Source organism: Thalassotalea montiporae, from assembly GCF_053485855.1.
In genome coordinates, this window is sequence record NZ_JBQRUO010000002.1 from 1 (window position 1) to 12,928 (window position 12,928).

Here is a 12,928-nt window from a genome sequence, read left to right on the forward strand (position 1 = left end):
TTGAAAAAATCTTTAATTCATTTTTCTAAGTTATCTGACCCGTTTACTTAGCAAACTTGCTAACTAAACTTATCAAAACACTTCGTTGGGCTGCCCCGTTGAAGTGGATGCGCATTTTAGAGATTTTTAGCTGGGCGTCAACACCTTTTTGAAAGTTTTTTGATATTTTTATTCATTCGATTAATTTACATACAAACCACGTAATTATTGAACAAAATAGATAGTCAACGCTTAGCTAGAAGACTAATTCATAGTTATATAGAAGAAAAATAGGTATCTGAGTATTTAATATAAAGTCACTAAAATACGTGAAAAAAAGTAAATTTGTCACTCAAAAACACACAAAAAGCTGCTTAGACTATAAGTCTTCGTTTAATTTATGACAAAACAACAGCAAAGCTATACTCAACTTAGCTACAATCAAGGAATTAACCTACATAACCCAAAAGCATTTTCTTACTGTTTAATGGGGAATTGACAGAATTAACGACTAATAAACTCAGCAGCTAGGAACTTATCCTAATATATGAACTCTATTTAATTCATATATTAGGTAATGAAGTATATGCATTGAAACAAGGATGTCTAAAGCCGCTATTGGCTTCAATTACAATACATGCAGTCTTATTTGTGGTGATAGCAAGTTTAGCTCCAAGTCATCTTTCGACGCATCAAGCAAATGAGATTAAAAAGCCACTCAACAGTTACCTTTATATACCTATCAAGCAAGATATAGCTAGCCAAGAGCAGGAAACGGAGCAGAGCAACGCCCCTAATATAGCTCAGAGAGAAAATACGCTTCCTATTACTGAAGAAACTTCACTAGAGGCCCATAAAAAATCGGAAAATCAATCTTCAAATAGAAGCCTCCCCACTGAACAACAATCGAGTACTCAGACTATAAAGCAAGTACAAGAAAAGGTGGAATCACAATTAAAGAAAAGCCCCCGAGTATTAACATCAGCCCAAAGCAACCAGTCGATTTCAATTAACCCTATGAAGCAGCTTGAAAATATGCGCAAGAGCATAGATGCAGCCATTGTCGAAACCACGATGGCTGAACACTTTCAACACCGATCAGTTTCAAGCATGCACCCGAACCCGGCATCAGTTCCTAAATCTGCGGTGCCACTTACTCAAGAGCAAATTCGAGCAATAAACACGCAACAACTTGATAGTTCACTTTCAATTACAAAAACAGACGATGGTGCATGTATCATCACTGAGGATCTCAGCAAAGTCGGCATTGAAGGCGTAACAGCAACCTCATGGGCACGTTGCGGTACCACTAAAATGGAGCGAATGTTTAGCGAGCATATGAAGAAAGTCAGAGAAAAGCACTTCCCTGCGTCACGTTAAGACTTTTAATGTAATCAGTGACTTTGGCGTCAAGCAAAATTTAATCATTTGAAAACATAAGGTTTTACTGCTAGCTTTTATTGCATCATGGATTAGATTAGAAGCTGTTGTGCACGATAACAATAAGGCTGCTCTATTTATTCTGGACGACAATGAGCAGTATGCAGAATTGTTAAAAGAGTTTGCCGAACAAGCCAATTGGCAAGCCGATTTTGAAACTAACGTTGTCAGTTTCCTCACGCAAGAGTTCCCTGCATGTGACGCGCTTGTGCTTGATTTATTTATGCCCGATTTCGATGGCATAGAGGTGATTCGCATGCTCGCCGATCGCGGGCACCACTGTCCGTTGATCTTAGTGAGCGGCTTTGATAAAAAAGTGCTGCACTCTGCCGAGCAATTAGCCAAAGCACATGATATTGAAGTATTAGCAACATTAACTAAACCGATTGAAATGGAAAGCTTTATCGAGCTTCTCAATCGAGTGTCTGTTAGCCTTAACCAACCCAAATATCCTAAAACCGTAAAACAGCAATACTCACCTGAAGAGATAGAAGCAGGGCTTAGAAATCATGAGTTTGTGTTGCATTACCAGCCACAAATATGCCTAACGACAAACAAAATCAACAGCGTTGAAGCGCTAGTAAGGTGGCAACACCCAGAAGATGGACTAGTTTACCCAGATCAGTTTATTAGCGTTGTAGAAAAGCACAATTTAATTGAGCTGATGACGCAAGAAATTCTAAACATTTCGGTTAAAGAAAGTAGCGCCGTTATTCAATCGAGCTTGGAAGTGTCTTTGTCTATCAATGTTTCAGCAGACAACATCATCGCGTTGAGCTTACCAGAGCAATTAAAGGCGCTCACCGACAAAAACCATCTAGCGCCTCACAATTTAACGCTGGAACTCACTGAAAGTGCAGTTATGGGCGAGTTAACGTCGTCGTTGGATGTGCTAAATCGTCTGCGAATGAAGGGCTTTCACCTATCGATTGATGATTTTGGTACAGGGTATTCATCACTTCAGCAACTTTATCAAGCGCCATTTACTGAGCTGAAAATTGATCGTCAATTCGTTTCTAGCATGCTGTTTGACGAAGAGGCGATGATCATTGTTAAGATTTGCATCATGCTAGGTAAAATGTTGAATATGAATATTGTTGCTGAAGGTGTCGAAAACCTAGAAACACTTCATGAACTTCAACATTTAGGCTGTAACTTTGCACAAGGCTATGCCATCGCAAAACCGATGGCTGTTGACGATCTTATCCGCTGGGCAGAGCAGTGGTAGAACTAACGTTTCTATTCAAGTAGCCGTTACTTCCATTGAAACCCATGAAACACATTAATATACATTTCTTCAACCTTGGCTCGCGCCCAAGGCGTTTTGCGTAAAAACTTCAAGCTAGATTTAACAGACGGATCATTAGTAAAACAGCGAATATCTACATTTTGCCCCATTGCTTCCCAACCAATTTCATCGACTAGCTCGTTGATGATGCTTTCCAGTTTTTTACCATGCAATGGGTTGTTAGGTTGATGATTCATACGTTACTGCCAAAGTTTTGTGCTGCTAAAAGTAGCAACCGAAAGTAGAGTGTCGAAAGTAAAGCGATATCATACCATGTTAGCCTTCGGTTGCTGGCCTGAATTTATCGATCGTATTCAAGCTCTTGACTGCGCACATTTGGCGTTACTCGCCCTTTTTCCATCGCAGCTAGCATGTGCCTTAAGGCAGGGCTGGTTTTACCATTAACGGCAAGAAAATAAGAATGCCCTTTGGGTTTATCAAAGGTGTTATTAAAGTCGTCGCAATCTACCTCGAAAACGTTTTTCGGCAATACCTCCATATTTTCCGGACCTGTCATGCCAAGCCGCCGTGATACCGTTTTATTTTTCAAATTGGCCAGCTTGCTCGCCGGCATTGCTAAATCGTCGTTGGCGTAATAAACCACTAGGTTTCGGCAGGCATAGGGCACCAATTCAGCCGCCTCACCCGGCTCCAAGCAATGATTTATAACATCAGCCGCCACCATAAAAATATTGCGAAAGGTCTGCGGTACTTGCCCCGTATGATCATGCTTCCCCCAAGTTGCGATAGCGTTACGCAGCACTCTATTCCCCATTGAATGCGCCAAGATGTTGATTCGTCGAGTACAAGGATTAGGCTTGGTAGCTTCGGCTTTACGCCAGTTATCGAATTTAGTCAGCATGCGAGCAAATGCTATACCACTGGCATCAGCGGCCTTTTGATCATCCCAGTAATCATCAATAAACGCTGCAGGAGAATCGTCGTCACACGGCCACATTAGTGGTACCACATGCGCAAAATTAGAACCTCTTTCCTGATCAATAAGCCGTTGCAACTCCTCGGCATTAGGAAAGATGTCTGGCTCAGCAGTATTATTAAAGCCGTGGATATAAAGCAACACTTGTGTATTACTTGGCAAGTTTTTCAGGCGTTCGAAAAATGCAGGACTGCCAATTTCTGTATAATCATCAACGCAATTTCGCTCGCAGAAATACATATCAAGACTGGCTCTAGTTTTCTGCACTGGAAACGATATTTTTCGGTTGCGCTTGCTACGTTGTGATTCTTTCGGTGTGCGGTTTGTTGCAAATAGCATATTAGTCACCTTGTGCTCAATTTACAGTGAAGTCGCAGAATGTGAAAATAAGCTAATTACTGCTAGATACGTCAGGAAGAATCAACTTCCCTTTCTAAATTAGACTATCCCTAATTTTCTTATTCTTGATGTACTACACTTCAAAGCCTAGAAAGTGCTGCTGATTTGTCAAACCAAGCCCTAATGCTGCCCAAAAGCCCACAGACCAAGCTCGCAACTTATCTATAGTGACCAAATCCAATTTACCCCAACTCAGCCCTAAACATTGGAATCAGTGAAGCAACCAGCAGACTAGCCATTACGCGATTAAACCAAGCAACAAGCGTTGGCTTTTGTAGCGCATGTTTCAAGCCCGCACCAGCGGCCATCCAAGTAAAAGAATAAGGTAATCCGAACAAAAAGTAAATTAAGGCAATAACCGTGAGGTTATCAATGGTAGAGCTTTCCACCGACGAGAAAGTCACTATCGCTGATACCGCCATTATCCAAGCTTTAGGATTCACCCATTGAAAAGCCGCAGCTTGTATAAAAGATAAGGGCTTGGCTTGTAGGTGGCTTTGCGACTGTGCTTCGGCAGTCACTGGCGTCGTTGCAATTTTATAAGCCAAATAAATAAGGTAACTTGCCCCTAGCAACTTCATCGCCAAAAATAGTGAAGGCAAGGCCTGAAATAGTGAAAGCAAGCCAATACCGACGCCGACAATCATTAGTGGAAAGCCTAAATTGATGCCTAGCATATGCGGCACCGTTTTTTTGATGCCAAAATTCAGCCCAGAACTTAGCAGCATGATATTGTTTGGACCGGGTGTTCCTGACGTAGATAAAACAAAGAGTATCAGTGCAAAAATTTCCATATGATTAGCCCTGTTCGCTGAATATACCGAATAGAGCTATCTTTACTTAAAACAGTGAAACCTTACATACACAAATAAAATAAAATCCAACCTACACAGTTGTTATTAGAATTAATCAGAAACTAGCATCAACCCAGCTATCTATGCCGTTACTTGCAAAATAACCGACTGTGCTTTTTCCGTGTAGCGCTCCATCTGATGAAAGTTTAAGTAACGGTAGGTGTCTGCTGCCGTGGCGTCTATTTGCCTAGCATATTCAAAGTACTCAGCAGCCGTTGGCAATTTACCCAAAATCGCACCAACCGCAGCAAGCTCTGCAGAAGTAAGGTAAACATTGGCGCCGGTGCCTAAACGGTTGGGAAAGTTACGGGTAGAAGTTGATAATACAGTAGCGTTATCAGCAACACGTGCTTGGTTTCCCATGCATAATGAGCAACCCGGCGTTTCAATGCGAACACCTGCTTTACCATAAATAGAATAGTAACCTTCTTCGCTCAGTTGATCGCGATCCATCTTTGTCGGCGGTGCGACCCACATTCTGGTACTTAAAACGCCCCCCGCAGAATTCATATAGCTGTCAAGCAGCTTACCTGCTGCACGAAAATGGCCAATATTGGTCATACAAGAGCCAATAAATACTTCATCAACACTATCGCCTGCGACTTCTGATAAAAGCTTGGCATCGTCAGGATCATTCGGGCAACAAACAATCGGCTCGATGATTTCAGCTAAATCTATCTCTAATATATGGGCGTATTCAGCATCAGCGTCAGCCGACATGAGTGATGGATTGGCTAACCAGTTTTCCATCGCCTGAATACGGCGTTCAATGGTGCGAACATCACCATAGCCCTCGCTAATCATCCATTTGAGCATCACGATATTAGAGCTTAGATACTCTTTTACCGCTGCTTCTTCCAGCTTAATAGTGCAGCCTGCCGCCGAGCGCTCAGCAGAGGCGTCGGAAAGCTCAAAGGCCTGCTCGACAGTTAATCCAGTTAAGCCCTCAATCTCCAAAATACGGCCTGAAAATTCGTTGATTTTGCCGGCTTTGTCTACCGTTAGCAGACCCGCTTTAATACCGAAATAAGGAATAGCATGTACTAAGTCGCGCAGGGTAATACCCGGTTGCATTTTACCTTTAAAACGCACTAATACTGACTCTGGCATATCCAGTGGCATTACCCCTGTAGCTGCGGCAAAAGCCACTAAACCAGAGCCTGCAGGAAAGGAAATGCCAAGCGGAAAACGCGTATGAGAGTCACCACCTGTGCCAACGGTATCGGGCAACAGCATACGATTTAGCCAAGAATGGATCACGCCATCACCTGGACGTAGCGACACACCACCGCGATTCATCATAAAATCTGGCAGCGTATGATGCGTATGCACATCAACAGGTTTAGGATAAGCAGACGTATGGCAAAACGACTGCATGGTGAGATCTGCCGAAAAGCCCAAACAGGCGAGATCCTTTAACTCGTCGCGCGTCATTGGCCCTGTAGTATCTTGCGAGCCAACGGTTGTCATTCTTGGCTCGCAATATTGGCCAGCTCTTACCCCATTTACACCACAGGCTTTGCCCACCATTTTCTGTGCTAATGTAAAACCTTTGCTTGATGTTGCAGCGTCTATCGGTTTTGCGAACAAGTCAATGTCACCCAAAGCCAGTGCTTCGCGAGCGCGATTGGTTAACCCTCGTCCAATAATCAGCGGAATGCGGCCGCCTGCCCGCACTTCATCAAGCAATACGGGACTGAGTTCAAACTCCGCGATAATCTCGCCTGTGCTATTTTTGACAACGCCTTCGTAGGGGTAAATATCAATCACATTACCCATATGCATTTTCTGAACATCTAACTCGATTGGCAATGCGCCAGAATCTTCCATGGTGTTGTAAAAAATTGGCGCAATTTTACCGCCTAAACACACGCCACCCGTGCGCTTGTTCGGCACATAAGGAATATCTTCTCCCATAAACCAAAGCACAGAGTTTGTGGCAGATTTGCGCGATGAACCCGTACCGACGACATCACCGACATAGGCTAACGGTATGCCATCTTTTTGCATGGCTTCAATTTGTGAAATTGGGCCAATAACGCCCGGCTCGTCGGGGGTAATACCATCACGAGCCATTTTCAGCATGGCCTTGGCATGAACAGGAATATCAGGGCGTGACCAAGCATCTGGTGCAGGGGAAAGATCGTCGGTATTGGTTTCACCCGTCACTTTAAACACTTTTACTGTGATTTTTTCTGCAACCGCAGGCTTTGAGGTAAACCACTCGCCTGCGGCCCATGATTGCATCACCGCTTGTGCGGCTTGATTGCCAGCTTCCGCTTTATCTTTCACGTCAAAAAAAGCATCAAACATTAGTAGGGTTTTCTTCAACCCAGCAGCGGCTATCTCTGACAGTTTATGATCGTCAAGCAAGTCAATCATCGGCTGAATGTTGTAACCACCTAGCATAGTGCCCAATAATTCAGTGGCATGCTCTGCGGAAATGATTGGTGAGTGTGTTTCGCCTTTCGCTACCGCTGCCAGAAAGCTCGCTTTCACATAAGCGGCTTCATCAACACCTGGAGGTATACGATTAGACAAGAGGTCGACTAAAAAAGCTTCTTCGCCCTCAGGAGGTGCTTTAGCTAACTCAATTAATGCTGCCGTTTGTTCTGCATCTAATGGTTTCGGAGTAACCCCTTGTGCAGAGCGTTCTGCCACGTGATTGCGATATTCTTCAAGCACAATATTCCCCCTTTCGCTTGGCGCAACCTAGTTATAATAAATACGCCAATTGACGAGGCGTTTGAGTACTAGGTATCTTTTACGATTTATCTCTGCTGAGTTTAGTTGATAGCTACTTAAACGCTAAAATCAGAAGACAAATTATCAACACCCTATAAACCTAAAATATAACCAAGCTCCAATGAATTAGACTTTGGTATAAGTAATTGTAAGTAAGCGAATGAACTCTGCGACAATTGACTAATTGACGTCATTTACTACTTGACCTTGTCTACTTGGCAAACACTTAAAGCCATATTTAGCAGCCCTCATAACTACTATAATTAAAATTTCTAACTCTCATAAATCATATAAATGCCACTTATTTCAGCAAATGATTACTCGTCGCCAAAAAATCAGGTAAAATACCGCCCGAAATAATCATACTAATACCCGTCAATTAGCATTTTTTAATCAAAGTGAGTATCACATGAGCTTGTATTCAGAATATTTAGCGGAAATCAAAAGCCGTAAAGAAGAGCTTGGTCTTGCACCTAAGCCAATTGATAGCGCTGAGCTATTAGCGGAAATTATCGAACAGATTAAAGATCAAGATAATGCACACCGTGAAGAATCATTAAACTTCTTCATCTACAACACGCTACCGGGCACAACCAGTGCTGCTGGTACCAAAGCGAAATTCCTAAAAGAAATCATCCTAGGTCAAGTAACCGTTGCCGAGATCGCACCTGAGTTCGCATTCGAACTACTTTCACACATGAAAGGTGGTCCTTCAATTGAAGTACTTCTTGACCTTGCATTGGGTGACGATGCTTCAGTTTCTGCGCCTGCGGCAGACGTATTAAAAACACAAGTATTCTTATACGACGCTGACACTGCGCGCCTTGAAGCAGCATACAAAGCAGGTAACGCAGTAGCTAAAGAGATTTTAGAAAGCTACGCAAAAGCTGAATTCTTCACAAAATTACCTGAAGTTGCTGAGAAAATTGACGTAGTAACTTACGTTGCTGGTGTTGGTGATATCTCAACTGACTTACTATCGCCAGGTCACCAATCTCACTCACGCGCTGACCGTGAATTACACGGTCAATGTATGATTACGCCTGAAGCACAACAAGAAATCGTTGCACTTCAAAAAGAGCACCCTGGTAAAAAAGTCATGCTAGTTGCTGAAAAAGGCACTATGGGTGTTGGCTCATCACGTATGTCTGGTGTGAACAACGTAGCACTTTGGGCTGGTGAGCAAGCTTCTCCATACGTACCGTTTATCAACATTGCACCAGTAGTTGCAGGTACTAACGGTATTGCACCAATTTTCTTAACAACAGTTGATGTAACTGGTGGTATTGGTCTTGACCTTAAGAACTGGGTGAAGAAAGTAGACGCTGACGGTAACACGGTTACTGACGCGAATGGCGACCCAGTTTTAGAAGAAGCCTACTCTGTAGCTACAGGTACAGTGCTGACTATCGATACTAAAGCGAAGAAATTATTCAGCGGTAGCGAAGAAGTTGCTGACGTTGCTTCTGCATTCACACCACAAAAGCAAGAGTTCATGAAAGCGGGTGGTTCTTACGCGGTGACTTTTGGTAAGAAGTTACAAACGTTCGCTGCCCAAGCGTTAGGTGTAGATGCACCTGTTGTATACGCAGCGGCAAAAGAAATCTCTCACGAAGGTCAAGGCTTAACGGCTGTAGAGAAAATCTTCAACCGTAACGCGGTAGGTGTTGCATCTGATGCGCCATTACACGCAGGTTCTAACGTACGTGTTAAAGTAAACATCGTTGGTTCACAAGATACAACAGGTCCTATGACATGTCAGGAATTAGAAGCGATGGCTGCTTCTACAATTTCTCCACTTGTTGACGGTGCATTCCAATCAGGTTGTCACACGGCATCAGTATGGGACAGCAAAGCAAAAGCTAATACGCCTAAGCTAATGGCATTTATGAATGCATTCGGTGTAATCACAGCACGTGACCCGAAAGGCGTTTACCACTCAATGACTGACGTAATTCACAAAGTATTGAACGACATTACTGTTGACGATCGTGCAATCATCATCGGTGGTGACTCACATACTCGTATGTCTAAAGGTGTAGCGTTCGGTGCTGACTCTGGTACGGTAGCAATTGCACTTGCAACTGGTGAGTCTGCAATGCCAATTCCAGAATCAGTAAAAGTTACCTTCAAAGGTAAAATGGCTGATCACATGGACTTCCGTGACATCGTTCACGCAACGCAAGCACAAATGCTTAAGCAGTTCGAAGGTGAAAACGTATTCCAAGGTCGCGTAATCGAAGTACACATTGGCACTTTACTAGCTGACCAAGCGTTCACGTTCACTGACTGGACAGCGGAAATGAAGGCGAAAGCATCGGTTTGTATCTCAAATGATGAAACATTAATTGAGTCTATCGAGCTTGCTAAATCTCGTATCCAAATCATGATCGATAAGGGTATGGATAACGAAGCACAAACACTAGCTGGTCTTATCAAGTTAGCTGATGAGCGTATCGCTGGTATTAAGTCGGGCGAAACACCTGCGCTAGCACCAGATGAAAACGCTAAGTACTACGCAGAAGTTGAAGTTGATTTGGACACAATCGTTGAACCAATGATTGCTGACCCAGACGTTAACAACGAAGACGTTTCTAAGCGTTACACGCACGATGTAATTCGCCCTGTTTCATACTACAACGACCGCCCTGTTGATTTAGGCTTCGTTGGTTCTTGTATGGTTCACAAAGGTGATATGCAAATTATCGCGCAAATGTTCCGTAACTTAGAGAAGCAAAACGGTTCAATCGAATTCAATGCTCCATTAGTTGTTGCTCCGCCAACGTACAACATTGTTGATGAGTTAAAAGCGGAAGGTGATTGGGAAATTCTAGAGAAATACTCTGGTTTCGTATTTGACGATGAAAACCCGAAAGGTGAAGCACGTAAGAGCTACGAAAACATCTTATACCTAGAGCGCCCGGGCTGTAACTTATGTATGGGTAACCAAGAAAAAGCAGAACCAGGTGACACGGTAATCGCTACTTCTACTCGTCTATTCCAAGGTCGTGTAGTAGCTGACAGCGCAGAGAAGAAAGGTGAATCGTTACTAGGTTCAACACCACTAGTAGTACTTTCAACTATCTTAGGTCGTTTCCCGACGATGGATGAGTACACAGCGGCTGTTGAAGGTATCGACCTAACACGTTTCGCGCCACCTACTGAAGCGATGACAACACCAGCTTCTGGTGCAGTTGCGGTGAAGATTGCTGATCCTAGCTAATCAGCTATCCTGGCTTTTAAACTAGATATTAAAAGGGCTGCTTAATAGCAGCCCTTTTTTATTGCCCGTAACTTGGACTCAGAGAGGTTTAAATCACTAGCCAATGCTCCCTCTTTTTACGGACAGTTAATCTCCACCGTCAATGAAGGGAAAATATAGTTGGGTTTAGCATTGCGATCATCAAAACTCTCGACTCCTTCCAAGTACTTAATGCTATAGCCCATATCGCCACAAATACGCTTTGCCTTTCGAGTGGTAAATAAATTCATGCGCTCAAATGAAACACCACCTAAGCGCGCTACTTCAAGGTGATATTGCTTATCGGTTTGTTTGACGAGCTTAAACTGCACACGGTGATCGAAGTCAGTTTCAAATTGGCCTTTTTGATGCTGTGCATTAGCTTGGCCAGGAACTGTAGCCAGAATTAAAAATAAGAAAACTGAGATCAGACAAAAATAAAGTGCTTTCAAAATAATGTCCTTATATGTAAGTAATTTAGTTAGTGTAAAAGCTAGCCACAAAAAAGCCAGCGATAAACGCTGGCTTTAATCATCTTGGTAAAAAGTAAGCTTAGCTAGTTACTTTTTCTTTTTAACTGCTTTGGCATTTGGTAAGTCAGTAATTGAACCTTCAAATACTTCTGCCGCTAAACCGATAGACTCGTTTAGTGTTGGGTGAGCGTGAATCGTTAATGCAACATCTTCGGCATCAGCGCCCATTTCAACCGCTAAACAGATTTCACCTAACATTTCACCAGCATTGATACCAACAATCGCACCACCTAATACACGGCCTGATTCTTTTTCAAAAATCAGCTTAGTTTTACCTTCAGTGCGTGCTGATGCAATAGCACGGCCTGATGCTGCCCACGGGAAGTTAGCAACTTCAATGTTTAAGCCTTGCTCTTTCGCTTCACCTTCAGTCACACCTACCCATGCAATTTCTGGATCTGTGTAAGCAATTGAAGGAATACAACGTGGTTCAAATACGTGCTTCTTACCAGCAATAACTTCTGCAGCAACGTGTGCTTCGTGAACCGCTTTGTGGGCAAGCATAGGCTGACCAACAACATCACCAATCGCAAAAATGTTGCTTACGTTAGTGCGAAGCTCGTTTGATACATTGATAAAACCACGCTCATCAACATTAACACCAGCTTTATCAGCTGCAACTAAGTGACCGTTTGGCTTACGACCAACAGCAACTAAGATCTTGTCGTAACGAACTTGCCCTTCAGGCGCGTTTTTACCTTCAAACGTTACGTATAAACCGTCGTCTTTTGCTTCAACCGCAGTCACCTTGGTTGAAAGCATGATGTCTTTGAAACGCTTCTTGTTGTGCTTGGTGTAGATTTTCACCATGTCAGTATCAGCTGCTGGAACTAGCTGATCAGCAAATTCAACAACCGATACGTTAGCGCCTAATGAGCTGTAAACAGTACCCATTTCTAGGCCGATAATACCGCCACCTAGTACTAACATTTCTTCTGGGATATCTTTAAGCTCTAACGCACCTGTAGAGTCGATAACACGTGGGTCATCATTGGGGATGAATGGTAGGTCAACCACTGAAGAGCCACAGGCAATAATCGCGTTGTCGAACGAAATCGTTTTCGTACCTTCTTCTGTTTCAACTGCGATAGTTTTATCAGAAGTGAATTTACCGTAACCGTAAACAGTTGTTACTTTACGTTGCTTAGCCATACCGCCTAAGCCGCCAGTTAACTGTGCAACTACACTGTCTTTCCAGCTACGGATTTTGTCTAAATCAATTTCCGGCTTACCAAAGCTCACACCGTGAGAAGCCATATCAGCCGCATCGTCAATAACTTTAGCAACGTGAAGTAGTGCTTTAGATGGAATACAACCAACGTTTAAACAAACGCCACCTAATGTTTTTCGGCTTTCGACTAATACTACGTCTAAACCTAAGTCCGCTGCACGGAACGCGGCTGAGTAGCCACCAGGTCCGGCACCTAAAACTACTACCTGAGTTTTAATTTCGTTGCTCATGCTAACCTCAAAGTTATGTTTGGTTGACTAACGACATTTCTAGCTTGTTTA

The 12,928-nt window shown here is 43.1% G+C and carries 9 protein-coding genes; 3 read left to right on the forward strand and 6 right to left on the reverse strand.

Annotated features, from left to right (window positions below; all coding sequences use genetic code 11):
* Positions 1-597 precede the first annotated feature (597 nt).
* Positions 598-1,359, forward strand: coding sequence for a hypothetical protein (locus tag ACSLUR_RS06705; RefSeq protein WP_448553001.1), 762 nt, complete (start codon positions 598-600; stop codon positions 1,357-1,359).
* A gap of 109 nt (positions 1,360-1,468) precedes the next feature.
* The gene (locus ACSLUR_RS06710; protein ID WP_448553003.1) at positions 1,469-2,647 is read left to right on the forward strand and encodes an EAL domain-containing response regulator; all 1,179 of its coding nucleotides are present in this window, start codon (positions 1,469-1,471) and stop codon (positions 2,645-2,647) included.
* A gap of 26 nt (positions 2,648-2,673) precedes the next feature.
* On the opposite strand, the gene ACSLUR_RS06715 is transcribed toward ACSLUR_RS06710, so the two are convergent.
* The 4 genes from ACSLUR_RS06715 to acnB form a co-directional block, all read right to left on the reverse strand.
* Positions 2,674-2,904 (reverse strand): VF530 family protein, encoded by a 231-nt coding sequence (locus ACSLUR_RS06715; RefSeq protein WP_448553005.1) that lies wholly within the window; start codon positions 2,902-2,904, stop codon positions 2,674-2,676.
* A gap of 104 nt (positions 2,905-3,008) precedes the next feature.
* Positions 3,009-3,983, reverse strand: coding sequence for an alpha/beta hydrolase (locus tag ACSLUR_RS06720; protein ID WP_448553007.1), 975 nt, complete (start codon positions 3,981-3,983; stop codon positions 3,009-3,011).
* Positions 3,984-4,225: 242 nt separating this feature from the next.
* Entirely contained in the window at positions 4,226-4,837 is a 612-nt protein-coding gene (locus ACSLUR_RS06725; RefSeq protein WP_448553009.1) for a LysE family translocator, read from the reverse strand.
* A gap of 141 nt (positions 4,838-4,978) precedes the next feature.
* Complete coding sequence (gene acnB, locus ACSLUR_RS06730) at positions 4,979-7,582, reverse strand: bifunctional aconitate hydratase 2/2-methylisocitrate dehydratase (RefSeq protein WP_448553011.1); 2,604 nt, start codon at positions 7,580-7,582, stop codon at positions 4,979-4,981.
* 469 nt (positions 7,583-8,051) lie between these two features.
* On the opposite strand from acnB, the gene ACSLUR_RS06735 reads away from it, so the two are divergent.
* The gene (locus ACSLUR_RS06735) at positions 8,052-10,865 is read left to right on the forward strand and encodes a bifunctional aconitate hydratase 2/2-methylisocitrate dehydratase (RefSeq protein ID WP_448553013.1); all 2,814 of its coding nucleotides are present in this window, start codon (positions 8,052-8,054) and stop codon (positions 10,863-10,865) included.
* A 116-nt stretch (positions 10,866-10,981) separates the two neighbouring features.
* Here ACSLUR_RS06735 and ACSLUR_RS06740 read toward each other — a convergent pair whose 3' ends face one another.
* Complete coding sequence (locus tag ACSLUR_RS06740; protein WP_448553015.1) at positions 10,982-11,335, reverse strand: hypothetical protein; 354 nt, start codon at positions 11,333-11,335, stop codon at positions 10,982-10,984.
* Positions 11,336-11,443: 108 nt separating this feature from the next.
* The gene (gene lpdA / locus ACSLUR_RS06745) at positions 11,444-12,877 is read right to left on the reverse strand and encodes a dihydrolipoyl dehydrogenase (RefSeq protein ID WP_448553017.1); all 1,434 of its coding nucleotides are present in this window, start codon (positions 12,875-12,877) and stop codon (positions 11,444-11,446) included.
* Between the last annotated feature and the right edge of the window lie 51 nt (positions 12,878-12,928).

Excerpts from the sequence above, each read along its gene's own strand:
- ACSLUR_RS06735 (WP_448553013.1), top strand. The coding sequence starts at position 8,052 with ATGAGCTTGTATTCAGAATATTTAGCGGAAATCAAAAGCCGTAAAGAA.
- ACSLUR_RS06720 (WP_448553007.1), bottom strand. The coding sequence starts at position 3,983 with ATGCTATTTGCAACAAACCGCACACCGAAAGAATCACAACGTAGCAAG.
- ACSLUR_RS06725 (WP_448553009.1), bottom strand. The coding sequence starts at position 4,837 with ATGGAAATTTTTGCACTGATACTCTTTGTTTTATCTACGTCAGGAACA.
- lpdA (WP_448553017.1), bottom strand. The coding sequence starts at position 12,877 with ATGAGCAACGAAATTAAAACTCAGGTAGTAGTTTTAGGTGCCGGACCT.
- ACSLUR_RS06715 (WP_448553005.1), bottom strand. The coding sequence starts at position 2,904 with ATGAATCATCAACCTAACAACCCATTGCATGGTAAAAAACTGGAAAGC.